We start from the raw sequence: 15,702 nt of genomic DNA on the forward strand, positions 1-15,702 counted from the left end.
CGTGAGTACCGGGGCCGAGCGCGGGCCCGTAAGCGGCGCGTGCTTGACTGGTGGGAGCCAATCACCTTGTGGGGGTGGGAACTTGGAGATCGAACTCTCGGCCGGAACGATCGACTACGAGGACACGGGTGGTGAGGGGCCGGTACTCGTGTTCGCGCACGGGCTCCCGATGAACGGCAGGCAGTGGCGCAAGGTGGTGCCGCTGCTGGACGGCTACCGCTGCGTCCTGCCCACGCTGCCGCTCGGCGGCCACCGCAGACCGATGCGCCCGGACGCCGACCTGTCGCAGACGGGAATCGCCCGGCTGCTCGACGAGTTCATGGAGCGGCTCGGCCTGGACGACGTGACGCTGGTGCTCAACGACTGGGGCGGCGGCCAGTTCATGATCTCGGAGGGACGGGCCGGGCGCCTGGCGCGGCTGGTGCTGGTGGCCTGCGAGGCGTTCGACAACTTCCCGCCGGGACCGGCCAAGGCGCTGTCGGCGGTCTGCCGCCTCCCGGGTGGGGTCCGGCTGCTGACGCGGCTGATGAGCGTCCCGGCCTTCCGCGACCACCCCAAGGGGTACGGCGGGATGAGCAGGCGCGGGCTTCCTCCGGAACTCGTCGCCGAGTGGTTCGGCCCCGCGTCCCGGAGCAAGGCGATCCGCAGGGACTTCGCCAAGTTCGCCACCTCGGCGCCGGATCGCGGCACTCTGCTCCGCTGGAGCGAGCGGCTCCGTGCGTTCGACCGCCCGGTGCTGGTCGTCTGGGCCGCCGAGGACCGGCTGATGCCGCGCGAGCACGGCCCTCGGCTGGCGGAGCACTACCCGAAGGGCCGGCTGGTGACGATCGAGGACTCGTCCACCCTGATCCCCGAGGACCAGCCGGAGCGGCTCGCCCGCGCGCTCGTCGACTTCCTCGTGGAGACCGGGGCCGAGCCGGCGGGGCGGCCCGCCGGCTGAGCGGCCCTCGGGCGTGCGTTCTCCCCGGCCTCGTACGGGTGAAGGCGGGCATGGCGAACGGCGGCGCGGGAACCTTCGTCGTGTCTCCGACTGCCCTACGAGAGAGGGCTGTTCATGCGCCGCTTCACCGCCGCACTCCTGGGGGTCGCCGCGATCGTCGCCCTGCTCGCCACGCCCGTCCGGGCCGCCGGCGTCCCCGGCCTCCACACCCTGCGGGCCCACATCCGCCCCGCCCCCGGCCACCCCGGATCCCCCCGCTCCGCGCACTCCGACCGCTCCGACCACTCCCACCGCTCCGGCACCGGCCGACCCGGGTCCGGACCGGCGGACTCCGACCACTCCCCCTGCCTCCTCAACCTCCTCGGCCTCGTCTGCCTCCTCTGACCCGCACGTGGCACGGGCGGTGCTTCCGGAGGCTCCGCCCGCACCTCCTCGGCATCTCCCCGGCGCCTCCCTGACGTGCGGCCGGCCCCGCCCGCTCGCGTACGATCTCTCCCCTACGCGGGTCCTCTGCCGGACGGACCGTGCTCCGCACACCGGCCGCGCCGGCCCCCGCACCGCTCCGCAACTCCATGGACAGGGAGGGGTCGCAGCAGTGGCTGCACGTCCCTTGCACGAGATCATCGAACCCGGCTGGGCCAAGGCGCTGGAACCGGTGGCCGGCCGGATCGCCGCGATGGGCGACTTCCTGCGCGCCGAGATCGCCGCCGGCCGCACTTACCTGCCCTCCGGCGCGAACGTGTTGCGCGCCTTCCAGCAGCCGTTCGACGACGTCCGGGTCCTCATCGTCGGACAGGACCCCTACCCGACGCCCGGCCACGCCGTGGGCCTGAGCTTCTCCGTCGCGCCCGAGGTGCGTCCGCTGCCCGGCAGCCTGGAGAACATATACCGCGAGCTCCACCAGGACCTGGGGCTGCCCCGGCCGTCCAACGGCGACCTGACGCCGTGGACCCGGCAGGGCGTCCTGCTGCTCAACCGGGCCCTGACGACCGCTCCGCGGAAGCCCGCCGCCCACCGGGGCAAGGGTTGGGAGGAGGTCACGGAGCAGGCGATCCGCGCCCTGGTCGCCCGCGGCCGGCCGCTGGTGGCGATCCTCTGGGGACGGGACGCGCGCAATCTGCGCCCGCTGCTGGGCGGCGTGCCGTGCGTGGAGTCGGCGCACCCGTCGCCCATGTCGGCGGACCGGGGCTTCTTCGGTTCGCGGCCCTTCAGCCGGGCCAACGACCTGCTGACCGGGCAGGGTTCGGCGCCGGTGGACTGGCGGCTGCCCTGACCGGGGGCGCTTCCGAGGAGTAGGGTGGCCGGCCGTGACCGGTAATCCGACTGTCCGTACGAGGCCATGGAGTTGACGCCGCGGCGGCGCCCGCCGCGGAGCTCCGCCCGGGTGCTGGCGGTCGACTCGGGGGGCTCGGGCGTCCGCGTCGCCGTCGCTCCGACGGAGGGCGACGGGCCGGTGCTCACCTGGTCCTCTCCGGAGCCGGTGCCCGTCGGCGACCGTGGGATCGACGCGCGGGTCCTGCTCGACCGGATCCTGCCGCCCGCCCGGGAGTTGCTGGAGCGAGCGGGCGTCGAGCACTGTGCGGCCGGCTGCGTGGGCGCGGCGGGCATGGTGGCGCTCGGCGCCGACCTGCGGGCCGTCCTCCCGGGTGCGCTCCGCGCCGAACTGGGCGTGCGGCGGCTCGCGCTGGCCTCCGACGCCGTGACGGCGTACGCCGGGGCCGTCGGGCAGCGCCCCGGCGTGGTTGTGGCCGCCGGGACCGGACTGGTCGCGCTCGGCACCGGGCTCGTCCCGGGCGGCGGCTGGCGGCGCGCGGACGGCTGGGGGCATCTGCTCGGCGACTGCGGGGGCGGCGCCTGGATCGGCCGGGCCGGTCTGGAGGCGGCGCTCCGGGCGTACGACGGGCGGGCCGGCGGCTCGACGGCACTGCTCGGCCGGCTGGAGGCCGTGTTCGGCCCGGCGCCGGACCTGCCGGAGGCGCTCTACCCCCGGCCCGACCGGGCGGCGGTACTGGCCTCCTTCGCCCCGGAGGTCGGGCGGTGCGCGGCGGCGTGCCCGGTGGCGGCGGACATCCTGCGGACGGCGGCCCGGCACATCGCCGAGGCCGCCGCGGCCGCTTTCCCCCCGATGAGCCGCCCTCCGGCGGGCGGGGCGGGGCAGGCGGCCGTCAGGGGCACGCGGGGCGGCTCGGCCGGCCCGTACGCCGCCGACGCCTCGGATGCCCGGGGCGCCTCCGATGTCACTGACGCCTCTGAGGCCACGAGAACCACTGACGTCACGGGAGCGCGGAGCGGCCCGGGCGTCTCGGACGGCGCAGACGCCTCGTACGCAGCGGGTGTCTCGGACGACGCCGCCCACCCCGACCGCCCGGCCGACCGCCCGGCCGAGCGAGCGGCCGCCCCCTGGCGGCAGCCCCCCGTCGTGGCGCTCACCGGAGGACTGGCGGGAATCGGCCCCCCGTTGCTGCTGCCGCTCCGTCAGGAGTTGCGAAAGCAACTTCCGTATGCCCGTCAGGTGCCCGCGGAGGGATCGCCGCTGGACGGCGCGGCGCGCATCGCCGCCGCCCTGGTGACGGGCCGTCTGCTGCTGCCCGTGGACGGATCGCTGCTGCGGGTCGCGTCAGGGGCGGCACCCGCCGCGTCACCCGGACACACCTTCGGGTGATCGGATCAGCCACCGAATAAATCAGGACAGAGGCAGGTCAAACGCCCCCCGCCCGAACAGGGCCGTTCCCGACCGGATAACATGCGGCGCCATGAGCTCCCCCACAGGGCCCACGTCCGGCCTGCCTGTACGAATGCCCCGACCCCGCCAGTCCGGACGGCACCGGAGGCCGGAGCCCGTGACCGCACCGGTGGCCGCGCCGCCGCTCGTGCTCGCGGTGCCCGGCGCCCCCGGCCCGGCCGCGCGCCGGCTGGCCGAGGAGACCCTGAGCATCGCCCGCTCCGAGCTCCCCGGCCTGGACGCCCGGATCGGCTACGTGGACGTCGAGGGCGACGCCGGCGGGTATCCCGCGCTGGACTCCGTCCTCGGCTACGCCGCCGCCCAGCACACCGCTCGCACGAGCGAAGCGCAGGCCCTCTCGGACGAGGAGGCCGCCGCCTGGGCCCGCGGGCCCGCCGCCGTCGTGGTGCCGCTGCTGGCGGGCCCCGACACGGCCGTGCTGCGCCGCATACGCCAGTCGGTCGTGAGCAGCGGCTCGGCCTTCGAGCTGACGGACACCCTCGGGCCGCACCCGCTGCTGGCCGAGGCCCTGCACGTGCGCCTCTCGGAGGCGGGCCTGGCCCGTGCCGACCGCGCCCGGCTGTTCACCGTCGCAACCGCCGCCGACGGGATCGTCCTGGCCACGGTCGGCGGCCCCGAGGCGGTGCAGGCGGCCGGCATCACCGGCATGCTGCTCTCGGCGCGCCTGGCCGTCCCCGTGCTGGCCGCCGGCCTGGACGAGGAGGGTGCCGTGGCCCGCGCCGCCGACGAGCTCCGCTCCTCCGGCTCGCGCAACCTGGCCCTCGCGCCGTGCCTGATCGGCCCGGAGGCCGACGAGGCGCTGCCGTCCATGGCCGCGAAGGAGGCGGGCTGCGCGGCGGCGGAGCCGCTGGGCGCGTACCCGGCGATCGGCAAGCTCGTCCTCGCCAAGTACACCGAGCTGCTGGGCATCGCCTCCCAGCCCTCGCCGGCGGGCGCGCCGCTGCGCTGAGCCCGTACAACGAGCACGACCGCACGTCGAGCACGACCGAGTGACCGCCGGGAAGGGCCTCTGAGGAGGCCCTTCCCGCGTTTCACGGCCGGGTGTCCCCCGCGCCGGTGCTCAGCGGAAGACCACGCACGAGGCGGCCGGCGCCGCGACCGAGCCGGCCCGCTCCGGTATGCCGGTGCCGGGGTCGACCGCGAACCAGGTGATGTCGCCCGACCGCTCGTTCGCCGCGTACAGCAGCCCCCCGTCCGGGTGGGCGGCGAGGTGGCGCGGCCAGTGCCCGCCGCAGCTCACGGTGGAGATCAGCCGGGGCCCGTCCCCGGAGGGGTCGAGGGTGAGGGTGGCGAGGGTGTCGTCGCCGCGGTTGGCCGCCCACAGGAACCGGCCGTCGGCGGAGAGCACGGGCGTCGACGGGTACGTGGGGTCGGGCGCGCCGGCGGTCACGACGGACGTCGTCTCCAGCGGCTCCAGCGCGCCGGAGCCCGCGTCCCAGCGGCAGACGGTCACCGTCGCGTCGAGCTCGTTGAGGACGTAGGTCCGGTCGCCGTTCGGGTGGAAGACGAGCGTCCGGGGGCCGCTGCCGGGCCGGAGGCGCGTCTCGCCGTGGGGCACCGGCTCGCCCGTCGCGGGGTCGAGCGCGGAGAGGTGGACGGAGTCGGTGCCGAGGTCCACGGCGAGCAGCCAGCGGCCGGTGGGGTCGGGCGCCACGGCGTGGGCGTGCGGGCCCGCCTGCCGCGCGGCGACCGGGCCGCTGCCCTGGTGCCGTAGGACCGCCTTGGGCGCGCCGAGGCTGCCGTCTCCGGCGACGGGCAGGGCGCTGACGCTTCCGGAGCGGTAGTTGGCGGTGAACAGCCAGGCTCCGGCGAGCGCGAGGTGGGTGGGCGCGTCGCCCTCGACGGGCACGGCCGGGCCGAGCGGTTCCGGCCGGTCGGGGTCGGCGAGCGAGAAGGCCGTGGCCGTGCCCCCTTCGGTCTCCCCCACCGCGTACAGCACGTTCCCGTCGTCCGACAGGGCCAGGAACGAGGGGTCCGCGGCGACGGCGGTGGAGTGGACGGGGGTCAGCGCACCCGTCTCACCGTCCACGTGCGCCACGGTGATCCCCGGGCCTCCCGCCCTCGTGAACGAGCCGATGTAGGCGCGCCGTTCGCGCCGTCCGGTGGCCGTCATCGCGGTCCCTCCCCCTCGTGTCCCCATCACGTCCCCGTCACGTCGATGGCCCAGACGCTACAGGGCGCCACTGACAACGCCCGGCGCCACCCCGGCCGGGGCCGCCCCGCGGCTGGTCCGTTGGCCCTGCGCACAGCGGGTTACCCGGCGGTAAAAGCGGGCCGATGGCCCACTTCCCCAGCCATCTCTTGAGCCATATGGCCCGCGGATGCTTTGATGAACCCGTCAATGGCGCTGCGGGATCTCCGCGGCGCCTCTTTTGTGCGCTCGATCGGACACCGATCACGAGGCGATCGCACGACGCGATCGGAAGAGAAGAGGTGGAGGAAGCTGAAGAGGATGTTCGCGGCCCCGGATCCGGGGCGCGTCCGGCTGCGGAGCGCGGCCCGTGCCGTCCTCGGCGTGGGCCTGGCCGTGGCGGTCTCGCACCTGGCGACCGGTTCCATCGGCGCCACCATCGCCGGCGGCCTCACCGCGCTGCTGGCCCTCTTCACCGTCACCGACGCCCGGGTCCGCGACCAGGCGGTCACGACGGCGTGGCTGCCCGCGGTGGGCGCCCCCGTGCTCGCGCTCGCGACCGTCCTGCACGACCTCCCCGTCGCGCGGGACACGGCGTTCCTCGGCGTCGTCCTCGCCGGGGTGTACGCGCGCCGCTGGGGCCCCCGCGGCCAGGCCCTGGGCATCTTCGGCTTCATGATGTTCTTCATGGCGCAGTTCCTGCACGCCGTGCCCGAGGGGCTGCCGGAGCTGTACGCGGCCATGGCACTGGCCCTCGCCTCGTCGGCGCTGGTCCGCTTCGGGCTCTGGTGCTGGGAGCGGCGGCTGCCGCCGGTCGCCGTCCCCGCTCCCGCGGCGGCGCGCGGTCTGGCGCGTCCGACGACCCGGCAGGCGTTCCAGAACACGTTCGCGTGCGCGCTGGCCCTGGGCGTCGGCCATCTGGTCTCGGACGAGCGCTGGTACTGGGCCGTCGGCACCGCGTGGTGGATCTTCGTGAACACCGCCTCGCGCGGGGAGACCCTGGTCCGGGGCTTCCGCCGGGTGGTGGGCACGGTGGCGGGCATCGCCGTCGGCCTGGTCGTCGCGGTGCCGCTGCACGGCGCGCCCGCGCCGACCGCCGTCCTGGTCGCGCTCTGCGTCTTCGGCATCTTCTACACGGCCGCCCCCTCCTACAGCTGGATGATGTTCTTCGTGACCGTCATGGCGTCCCTGCTGTACGGACTGCTGGGCGTCCTCCACCCCGGTCTGCTGCTCCTGCGCTTCGAGCAGACCCTCGTGGGCGCGGCGGCCTCGGCCCTCGCGGTCGCGCTGGTGCTGCCCGTGACGACGCATGCCGCCACCGACGCCTGGATCCGCCGGGCCATGCTGGCCGTGCGGCACTGCACCGCCGAGTCGGCGCGGCGGCTGGCCGGGGAGGCGTCCGCCGACCCGGCGCCGTACGTCGCCGAGCTGGAGCTGCTGCTGGCCCGGGTGCGGATCTCGCTCGCGCCGCTGCTGCACCCGCTCAGCCCGCTGCGGGCGCGCAAGGAGCGCGCCCGGCAGGTGACGGCGCACCTGGACGACTGCGTGCGGCAGGCGCGCGGCCTGGCCGAGGTCGCCGCCGACCCGGACGCCTCGCACGACGCCCGGCTGACCGCCGCCTGCCAGCGCGTCGAGGCGGCCCTGCGCGCCCTGCTGCCCGCGGCGGAGGCACCGGCCTCGGCCGCGGACCTCGGTCTCGCGGCCCCGCAGCACCATCCGGGCGCGGAGCGGGCCCTCGCCCACCTGCACGACCTGGAGCGGGCGGTCGCGAACCTCGCCGGTCCCGTCCTGAGCAGCCCGCGCTCGCCGCTGCGGGAGGCCTGAGAGGACCGTTCGAACGCCCATCGGCTCAGCCCGCCGCCCGGCCACGGGTGGCGGGCTGAGCCATTGGTACAGTGACCGCCCGGCACCCGAGTACGAGGGAGTGTCAGCCGATGGCTGTAGACGCCCTGGACACCAGGATCCTGCGCCTCCTGCTGGAGCAGCCACGGACCAGCGCACGGGAGTACGCCCGCCTGCTGGGCATCGCGCGCGGCACCCTCCAGGCCCGGCTCGACCGGCTGGAGCGGGACGGCGTGATCACCGGGACCGGCCCCCGGCTGTCCCCCGCCGCGCTCGGCCACCCCGTACTGGCCTTCGTGCACATCGAGGTGACGCAGGGCCACCTCGACCCGGTGTCGGACGCGCTGGCGGAAGTCCCGGAGATCATAGAGGCGTTCTCCATCACCGGCGGCGGCGACCTGATGGCACGGGTCGTCGCCCGCGACGCCGCCCATCTGGAGGACGTCATCCAGCGGCTGGTGCAGTTCCCCGGCGTGGTGCGCACCCGCACCGAGATGGCGCTGCGCGAACGCGTCCCCTACCGGATGACGGGCCTGCTGCGCGCCGTGGAGCAGGACGTCCGCCGGAAGGACACGGGCCGCTCCCGAGGGCGTTCCGCCGCCCCCGCGGCCGACGGCGGCGTATGACGTCCGCGCCGGCTCCGGCCGTCCCACCGGCCGCCCGGCCGGCCGTCTGACCGGCCGTCTGACCGGCCCTCACGTCCGGTCGCAGGCACCGCTTCCCGCGTCTCCCGGCCGTCCGTCGCCCGGTGGCCGCCGCTGTGGTGCCCGGGTTTCCGCCGTGCCGCGGAAGGGTGGGAGGATCTGGGGGTTCCACCCGGCCATGAGAGGCCCGGGACACCTCGTGAGGAATGAGACGCACTATGCAGCAAACTGGGGGAAGACGGGTCCGCCGGTGGGGGGCCGCGGTGACCGCGTCGACCGCCGCGTTCGCGGTCGCCGTGCCCGCGGCCACGGCCGAGGCGGCGACCGGCCCGGCGGGCATCGCCGCCAAGGGCGCGTTCCTGCTCGACAGCGGTGCCAACAAGCAGCTGTGGGCGAAGGATGCCGACACCAAGCGGCAGATGGCCAGCACCACCAAGATCATGACGGCCGCCGTGGTCCTGGACACGCGGGGCGTCAACCTGAACAAGCAGATCACCATCAAGAAGTCCTACCGGGACTACGTGGCGAAGAACGGCGCGAGCACCGCCGACCTGCGCACCGGTGACAAGCTGACGGTCCGGCAGCTGCTCTACGGCCTGATGCTGCCCTCCGGTTGCGACGCGGCGTACGCGCTCGCCAACACCTTCGGCACCGGCAAGACCGAGGCCGCGCGCACCAAGTCGTTCATCGCCCAGATGAACAAGAAGGCCGCCGCGCTCGGCATGAAGAACACCAAGTACGACTCGTTCGACGGCATATCGCAGGCGGGGTCGAACGTCTCCACCCCGCGCGACATCGCCAAGCTCGCCCGGCACGCGATGGGCAACGGCACGTTCGCCACGGTCGTCAAGGCGACCAGCACCCGCCAGAAGGCGACGAACGTCAACCGCACGTACACCTGGTACAACACCAACAAGCTGCTGGGGTCCTACAAGGGCGCCATCGGCATCAAGACCGGCACCGGCACGGCCGCCGGTCCGTGCCTGGTGTTCGCCGCCCAGCGCGGCAAGCGCACGGTCGTGGGCGTGATCCTCAACGACCCGACCAAGCGCTACCCCGACGCGGTCAAGATGCTCGACTGGTCGTTCAACACCTCCTCGCAGGTGAAGATGCGCAAGCTGCCCAGCTTCGCCCAGCAGGACTGAGCCGCCGCCCTCGGCCGGACGGCGCGCGGACGGCGGCCCCCCTGCGGGCCGCCGCGGCACGCCGCCCCGGCCGTGGGCCCGGCCGGTTCCTCCGGCTCTTCGGGCCGAATGCGTCAGGTCCGCGTCAGCCGAGGAACGAGAGCCGCACCTTCCGGTGCGGATTGTCCACGTTCGTGTCGACGAGGACGACGCTCTGCCACGTCCCCAGCTCCAGCTCGCCGCCGACGACCGGCAGCGTGGCGTGCGGCGGGACGAAGGCGGGCAGGACGTGGTCGCGGCCGTGGCCCGGGCTGCCGTGCCGGTGCCGCCAGCGGTCGTCCTTCGGCAGCAGGTCGCGGAGGGCGGCCAGCAGGTCGTCGTCGCTGCCCGCGCCGGTCTCCAGCACCGCGAGCCCGGCGGTCGCGTGCGGCGTGAATACATTGAGCAGGCCGTCCCGGCCTGCCGCCACCTCCCGCAGGAAGCGGGCGCAGTGGTCCGTGAGGTCGTACACGGTCTCGGTGGAGCCGGTCGTGATGTCCACCGTGCGGGTGGTGAAGGTGTCGGTCATGCACCACCCCTTACCCGCACCGGCCGGAGATCGGCAAGCCGAGGCACACCGAGGCGAACCCCGGCGAACCGCGGCGAACCGGGGCAAGCCGAAAACCTGCGGATCAGGCGCGGCGGGCGCGCCATTCGGGCGCGAGGATCGCCCAGTACTGCTTGTCGTAGCGGGCGCCCTCGTAGGGCCAGTAGTCGCGCTGGACGCCCTCCAGCGTCATGCCGAGCCGTTCGGCCACCGCGGAGCTGCGGGCGTTGTCGGCACGGCAGCGCCACTCGGCGCGGTGCAGGCCGCGGGTGGTGAGGGCCCAGTCGAGCAGGGTGGCGCAGGCCGCGGTGATCAGGCCGTGGCCCTCGCCGGCCGGCTCCAGCCAGCAGCCGATCTCGCAGGAGCCCATGGCGGTGCTGAACTCCACGAACATCACGCCGCCGACCAGGGTGCCGTCCCGCCAGATGCCGTACAGGCCGGCCTGGTCCGCGGCCCGGCGCTCGGCGTAGCGGCGCAGCGTGGCGCGCGCGCCGTCCAGGTCGTCCGTGACGAAGGCGGGCCCGACCCAGGGCCGGATGTGCTCGCGGGCCCGGTCCAGGTGGGCGGCGAACTCCTCGGCGTGCCATACGTCCAGCGGGCGGAGCACGGCGTCGTCCCGCAGCGGGAGGGAGAACATGATGACCCCATTCACACAACAAGCGTTACGGTTATGTACGGTGGCAGCATGCCACGAACCAAGGGTGATCATGAAGCCCGGCGCCGCGAGGTCTCCGAAGCGGTCTGGCGGGTGCTGGCCGCGCACGGCTTCGACGGGCTGACCCTGCGCGCGGTCGCCGCCGAGATGGGCGCGACCACCGGCCTGCTCACCCACTACTTCCCCGCCAAGCGGGACCTGCTGGCGCACGCCCTCGACCTGCTCGACCGGCGGAGCGCCGCCCGGCCGCGCCGCGTCGCGGCCCGCGGCCTGCCCGCCGTACGCGCGGCGTTGCTCGACATCCTGCCGCTGACCCCGGCCGCCACGGCCGGCAACCGCGTCTGGGTGTCCTCCTGGGACACCGCGCTGGCCGACCCCGGGCTGAGCGCGGGCCACGCGGAGCGGTACGCGCGCGGCCGCGAGAAGCTGCGCGAACTCGTCGCCGCGGCCCAGGAGCTCGGCGAACTGCCGCCCGGGGATCCGGAGGGGATCGCGGCCGGCGCCCAGGCCTTCGCGCTCGGGCTGGTGGTGCAGGCCCTGTTCGACCCGGCGGCGTTCCCGCCCGACCGGCAGACCGAGCTGCTGGACGCCTACCTGGCCGGGCTGAGCGCCGCGCCGGCCCGGCCCTGAGGCCCGGGAAGAGATCCGCCGGCGGGCTCGTTCGTAGAAGCATGAACGAAATGGTGCGGTCCGTGGACGTCGTCGTCGTGGGCGCGGGCCAGGCCGGCCTGGCCGCCGCCTACCACCTGCGGCGCGCCGGTCACGAGCCCGGCCGGGACTTCGTCGTGCTGGACCACGCGCCGCGCCCCGGCGGCGCCTGGCAGTACCGGTGGCCGACGCTGACGTACGGCAGGGTGCACGGGATGCACGCACTGCCCGGGATGCCGCTGACCGGCGCGGACGACGCCCGGCCGTCGTCCGAGGTGATCGGGGACTACTTCGCGGCGTACGAGGCGGAGTTCGGCCTGCGGGTGCGGCGGCCCGTGGACGTACGGGCCGTCCGCTCCCCGGAAGAGGACGGCGCCGGGCGGCTGCGCGTCGAGACGTCCGCGGGCGTGTGGTCGGCGCGGGCGCTGATCAACGCCACCGGCACCTGGGACCGACCGTTCCTGCCGCGCTATCCCGGGCAGGAGCTGTTCCGGGGCCGTCAGCTGCACACCGCCCGCTATCCGGGTCCGGAGGCGTTCGCGGGCCTGCGGGTGGTGGTCGTCGGGGGCGGCACGTCCGCCGTCCAGCACCTCCTGGAGATCTCCGAGGTGGCGGCGGCCACCACGTGGGTCACGCGGCGCCCGCCGCTGTTCCGGGAGGGGCCGTTCGACGAGGACCGCGGCCGGGAGGCCGTGGCGCTGGTGGAGGAGCGCGTCCGCAAGGGGCTGCCGCCGCGCAGCGTGGTGTCGGTCACCGGGCTGCCGATGACCGCCGCCATGGCACGGGCACGGGAGACCGGCGTCCTCGACCGGCTGCCGATGTTCGACCGCGTCACCCCCGACGGCGTCGCCTGGGCCGACGGCAGGACCGTTTCCGCCGACGTCATCCTGTGGGCCACCGGGTTCCGGGCCGCGCTCGACCACCTGGCGCCGCTGCGGCTGCGGGAGCCCGGTGGTGGCATCCGCCTCGACGGCACGCGCGTGGTCCGCGACCCGCGGATCCACCTCGTCGGCTACGGGCCGTCGGCGAGCACCATCGGCGCCAACCGGGCCGGGCGGAGCGCGGTGCGGGAGATCCGCGCGCTGCTCGCCGCGGAGGACGCTTCGGTGCGGGAGGCCGTGGCGGTGGGATGAGCAGGCTGGGCCGCGCCGGAAAGGCGCCGCGGGCCGTGCCCGTTCCGTCGCCCGACCCTGATCCGTAGCATGCGTCTCATGCTGCGACGCTCCCGTGGTCCTCGTGGTCCCCGCCGTACGCCCGGTCCTCCCGGAGATCCGGGGGCACCAGCCGTCGGACTTTTCGTCACATGCGTCAACGACATGGTGTATCCGGAGACCGGACGGGCCGTGGTCACGCTGCTGGAGCGGCTGGGGGTGCGCGTCGGGTTCCCGGCGGAACAGAGCTGCTGCGGGCAGCCGTTCTTCAACACCGGCTACCGGCGGGCGACCGAGCCGCTGGTGCGCCGCTACGCCGCCGCCTTCCGGGGGTACGAGCACATCGTCACGCCGTCCGCCTCCTGCGCCGCCATGGTCCGGGAGCAGTACCCCCGGATCGCGGCCCGGGCGGCGGCCGAGGGCCGGGACGACGGGCTGACGGAGGCGGTGGCCGAGGTCGTGCCGCGCACCTACGAGCTGACGGAATACCTGGTGGACGTCCTGGGGGTGACGGACGTCGGCGCCCACTACCCTCACACCGTCACCTACCACCCCACCTGTCACGGACTGCGCGCGTTGGGCCTGGGCGACCGGCCGCGGCGGCTGCTGGAGCGGGTCAAGGGCCTGGAACTGCGGGAGTTGGCGGGCGCCGAGGAGTGCTGCGGCTTCGGCGGGACGTTCGCCGTCAAGAACGCCGCCGTCTCCGTCGCCATGGGCACCGACAAGGCCCGCGCCGCCGTCGCCACGGGTGCGGCGGCCCTCTGCGCGGCGGACAACTCGTGCCTGGCGCACATCGGTGGCATCCTCACCCGGCGGGGAGCGGCGGTGCGGCCGGTGCACATCGCGGAGATCCTGGCGTCGACCGGGCCGGGGACGGCCGGCGGGCCGGAAGGAGCCGCCCGATGACCGGTCGTCCCGTACCGCTCGGCATGCCCTCCTTCCCCCGCGCCGCCGCCGTCTCCACGCGCGACGCGCGGCTGCGCGCCAACCTGAAGCACGCCACCGGCACCATCAGGGCCCGGCGCGCGGCCGCCGTGGCCGAACTCGACGACTGGCGGCAGCTCCGCGCCGCCGCCGCGGCCGTCAAGGAGCGGACCCTCCGCCACCTCGACCACTACCTCGTCCGCCTGGAGGAGCGCGTCACCGCGGCGGGCGGGACGGTGCACTGGGCGGCCGACGCGGCGGAGGCGAACCGGATCGTCACCGAGCTCGTCCGGGCGACCGGCGAACGGGAGGTCGTCAAGGTCAAGTCCATGGTGACGCAGGAGATCGGCCTCAACGAGGCCCTCGCGGCGGCCGGCGTCCGGGCGTACGAGACCGATCTCGCCGAGCTCATCGTGCAGTTGGGCGACGACCTGCCGTCCCACCTCCTCGTCCCCGCCATCCACCGGAACCGCGACGAGATCCGGGAGATCTTCCGCGAGCGGATGGCCGACTGGGGACGGCCCGCGCCCGAGGGGCTGACCGACCGGCCCGCCGACCTCGCCGAGGCCGCCCGGCTGCACCTGCGGGAGAAGTTCCTGCGCGCGAAGGTGGCCGTGAGCGGCGCCAACTTCATGGTCGCGGAGACCGGGACGATGGTGGTGGTCGAGTCCGAGGGCAACGGGCGGATGTGCCTGACCCTGCCCGAGACGCTGATCTCCGTCGTAGGGATCGAGAAGGTGGTGCCCACCTGGCGCGACCTGGAGATCTACCTCCAGGTGCTGCCCCGCTCCTCCACCGCCGAGCGCATGAACCCCTACACGTCGATGTGGACGGGCACCACGGACGGCGACGGGCCGCGCGCCTTCCACCTGGTGCTGCTGGACAACGGCCGCACCGACACGCTGGCCGACACCGTCGGCCGCCAGGCGCTGCGCTGCATCCGCTGCTCGGCCTGCCTCAACGTCTGCCCGGTGTACGAGCGGGCCGGCGGGCACGCCTACGGCTCCCCCTACTCCGGTCCCATCGGGGCGATCCTCGCCCCGCAACTGCGCGGCCTGGCGGGGCCGCTGGAGGAGTCGCTGCCCTTCGCGTCCTCGCTGTGCGGGGCCTGCTACGAGGTGTGCCCGGTGGCCATCGACATCCCTGAGGTCCTCGTCCACCTGCGGGAACGGGTGGCGGAGGGCGGCGAGGCGACCGTCCGGGGCACGCGGGCGGTGGTGCGCCCGGCCCGGCGGCATGCCTTGGAGCGGCGGGTGGTGGCGGGCGCCGCCTGGGCCCTGGACCGGCCGGAGCTGCTCCGCCGCGGCCGCCGGCTCGCGGGCCGGGCGGCCCGGTTCGCGCCCCGGCGGCTGCCGGGTCCGGGCCGGGCGTGGACGGACGGGCGGGACCTGCCCGAGATCCCGGAGGAGTCGTTCCGGGACTGGTGGGCGCGGACACGAGCGCAGGAGTCCTCGCAGGAGTCCTCGCACGAGTTCTCGCACGAGTTCTCGCACGAGTTCTCGCACGAGTTCTCGCACGAGTTCTCGCACGAGTTCTCGCACGAGTTCTCGCACGAGTTCTCGCACGAGTCTTCCAAGGGAGGCGACCGATGAGCGGTGACGCGAGCCGGGCGCGGGTCCTCGGGCGGGTGCGGCGGGCCCTCGCCGACGTCCCCGCCTACGAGCGGCCGAGCGACCACCCCGTGCCCCGCGACTACCTGCGGGTCCACGGCCGGCGGACGCCCGCCGAGTCGGCGGCCCTGCTCGCCGCGCACCTGGCGGACTACCGGGCGACGGTCCACCGCACCGGCGCGGACGGGCTGCCGGCGCTGCTCCGGGAGGTGCTGGCCCGGCGGGGCGCCCGCCGGGTGGCCGTGCCGGCCGGGCTGCCGGACGGCTGGCTGGCCGGGGCGGACGTGGAGGTGGTCGCCGACTCCCCCGGGCTGACGGTGCGTGAGCTGGACGCCGTGGACAGCGTCGTCACCGGGTGCGCGCTGGCGGTCGCGGAGACCGGGACCGTCGTCCTCGACGGGGGCCCGGGCCAGGGGCGGCGGCGTATCACGCTCGTCCCGGACCACCATGTGTGCGTGGTACGGGCGGCGGACCAGATCGTGGACTCCGTTCCGCAGGCCCTCGAACGCCTCGATCCCACACGGCCGTTGACGTGGATCTCGGGTCCGTCGGCGACGAGCGACATCGAGCTGGACCGGGTGGAGGGCGTGCACGGGCCGCGGGTGCTGGACGTCGTACTGGTCGCCGGGGACGTCGGTATTCCCGGGGAGCCGGCGCGAGGGTGACCCTGGCGGTGGTACGCACGGGGCGCGTACGAAGCGGCG

Annotated in this window: 15 protein-coding genes and 2 pseudogenes; 13 read left to right on the top strand and 4 right to left on the bottom strand. The window is 75.0% G+C overall.

Features of this window, described 5'->3' with window-relative positions; all coding sequences use genetic code 11:
- Window positions 1-82 precede the first annotated feature (82 nt).
- The 5 genes from JNW98_RS09025 to JNW98_RS09045 all read left to right on the top strand — a co-directional run bounded on the left by JNW98_RS09025 (window position 83) and on the right by JNW98_RS09045 (window position 4,632).
- Window positions 83-940 (top strand): alpha/beta fold hydrolase, encoded by an 858-nt coding sequence (locus tag JNW98_RS09025; RefSeq protein ID WP_223767592.1) that lies wholly within the window; start codon window positions 83-85, stop codon window positions 938-940.
- Between the two features lie 114 nt (window positions 941-1,054).
- Window positions 1,055-1,324, top strand: a complete 270-nt coding sequence (locus JNW98_RS09030) for a hypothetical protein (protein ID WP_223767593.1) — start codon at window positions 1,055-1,057, stop codon at window positions 1,322-1,324.
- A gap of 211 nt (window positions 1,325-1,535) precedes the next feature.
- A complete protein-coding gene (locus tag JNW98_RS09035; protein WP_223767594.1) occupies window positions 1,536-2,213 on the top strand; it encodes a uracil-DNA glycosylase in 678 nt (225 codons plus the stop codon).
- A gap of 66 nt (window positions 2,214-2,279) precedes the next feature.
- Window positions 2,280-3,602: an N-acetylglucosamine kinase gene (locus JNW98_RS36850; protein ID WP_372459192.1), complete on the top strand. Its 1,323-nt coding sequence runs from the start codon at window positions 2,280-2,282 to the stop codon at window positions 3,600-3,602.
- Window positions 3,603-3,693: 91 nt separating this feature from the next.
- Window positions 3,694-4,632 (top strand): sirohydrochlorin chelatase, encoded by a 939-nt coding sequence (locus JNW98_RS09045; protein ID WP_223767595.1) that lies wholly within the window; start codon window positions 3,694-3,696, stop codon window positions 4,630-4,632.
- A gap of 111 nt (window positions 4,633-4,743) precedes the next feature.
- On the opposite strand, the gene JNW98_RS09050 is transcribed toward JNW98_RS09045, so the two are convergent.
- Window positions 4,744-5,796, bottom strand: coding sequence for a lactonase family protein (locus JNW98_RS09050; RefSeq protein ID WP_223767596.1), 1,053 nt, complete (start codon window positions 5,794-5,796; stop codon window positions 4,744-4,746).
- 339 nt (window positions 5,797-6,135) lie between these two features.
- Here JNW98_RS09050 and JNW98_RS09055 point away from each other — a divergent pair, with 339 nt between their 5' ends.
- The 3 genes from JNW98_RS09055 (at window position 6,136) to JNW98_RS09065 (ending at window position 9,445) form a co-directional block, all read left to right on the top strand.
- Complete coding sequence (locus JNW98_RS09055; protein WP_223767597.1) at window positions 6,136-7,638, top strand: FUSC family protein; 1,503 nt, start codon at window positions 6,136-6,138, stop codon at window positions 7,636-7,638.
- Window positions 7,639-7,748: 110 nt separating this feature from the next.
- Window positions 7,749-8,282 (top strand): Lrp/AsnC family transcriptional regulator, encoded by a 534-nt coding sequence (locus JNW98_RS09060; protein WP_223767598.1) that lies wholly within the window; start codon window positions 7,749-7,751, stop codon window positions 8,280-8,282.
- 236 nt (window positions 8,283-8,518) lie between these two features.
- On the top strand, window positions 8,519-9,445 hold the full coding sequence (locus JNW98_RS09065; protein WP_223767599.1) for a D-alanyl-D-alanine carboxypeptidase family protein: 927 nt from the start codon (window positions 8,519-8,521) through the stop codon (window positions 9,443-9,445).
- A gap of 124 nt (window positions 9,446-9,569) precedes the next feature.
- On the opposite strand, the gene JNW98_RS09070 is transcribed toward JNW98_RS09065, so the two are convergent.
- Window positions 9,570-9,992: a YjbQ family protein gene (locus JNW98_RS09070; RefSeq protein ID WP_223767600.1), complete on the bottom strand. Its 423-nt coding sequence runs from the start codon at window positions 9,990-9,992 to the stop codon at window positions 9,570-9,572.
- A 103-nt stretch (window positions 9,993-10,095) separates the two neighbouring features.
- Window positions 10,096-10,647, bottom strand: coding sequence for a GNAT family N-acetyltransferase (locus JNW98_RS09075; RefSeq protein WP_223767618.1), 552 nt, complete (start codon window positions 10,645-10,647; stop codon window positions 10,096-10,098).
- 48 nt (window positions 10,648-10,695) lie between these two features.
- Between JNW98_RS09075 and JNW98_RS09080 the strand changes: the two genes are divergently transcribed.
- The 4 genes and pseudogenes from JNW98_RS09080 to JNW98_RS09095 all read left to right on the top strand — a co-directional run bounded on the left by JNW98_RS09080 (window position 10,696) and on the right by JNW98_RS09095 (window position 14,980).
- The gene (locus JNW98_RS09080; protein WP_223767601.1) at window positions 10,696-11,295 is read left to right on the top strand and encodes a TetR/AcrR family transcriptional regulator; all 600 of its coding nucleotides are present in this window, start codon (window positions 10,696-10,698) and stop codon (window positions 11,293-11,295) included.
- A 50-nt stretch (window positions 11,296-11,345) separates the two neighbouring features.
- Window positions 11,346-12,446, top strand: coding sequence for an FAD-dependent oxidoreductase (locus JNW98_RS09085; RefSeq protein WP_372459194.1), 1,101 nt, complete (start codon window positions 11,346-11,348; stop codon window positions 12,444-12,446).
- A gap of 153 nt (window positions 12,447-12,599) precedes the next feature.
- A pseudogene (locus tag JNW98_RS09090) lies at window positions 12,600-13,370 on the top strand ((Fe-S)-binding protein); the annotation flags it as partial.
- Window positions 13,367-14,980, top strand: a complete 1,614-nt coding sequence (locus tag JNW98_RS09095) for a lactate utilization protein B (protein WP_223767604.1) — start codon at window positions 13,367-13,369, stop codon at window positions 14,978-14,980. The pseudogene JNW98_RS09090 and the gene JNW98_RS09095, both read left to right, overlap by 4 nt.
- Here JNW98_RS09095 and JNW98_RS37050 read toward each other — a convergent pair.
- Window positions 14,887-15,096, bottom strand: a pseudogene (locus JNW98_RS37050) (hypothetical protein); the annotation flags it as partial. The gene JNW98_RS09095 and the pseudogene JNW98_RS37050 sit on opposite strands and share 94 nt — an antisense overlap.
- On the opposite strand from JNW98_RS37050, the gene JNW98_RS09100 reads away from it, so the two are divergent.
- Complete coding sequence (locus JNW98_RS09100; RefSeq protein ID WP_504754559.1) at window positions 15,016-15,663, top strand: LutC/YkgG family protein; 648 nt, start codon at window positions 15,016-15,018, stop codon at window positions 15,661-15,663. The pseudogene JNW98_RS37050 and the gene JNW98_RS09100 sit on opposite strands and share 81 nt — an antisense overlap.
- The last annotated feature ends 39 nt before the right edge of the window (window positions 15,664-15,702 follow it).

It is taken from the genome of Streptomyces huiliensis, from assembly GCF_020037025.1.
GTDB classification, from domain to species: domain Bacteria; phylum Actinomycetota; class Actinomycetes; order Streptomycetales; family Streptomycetaceae; genus Streptomyces; species Streptomyces huiliensis.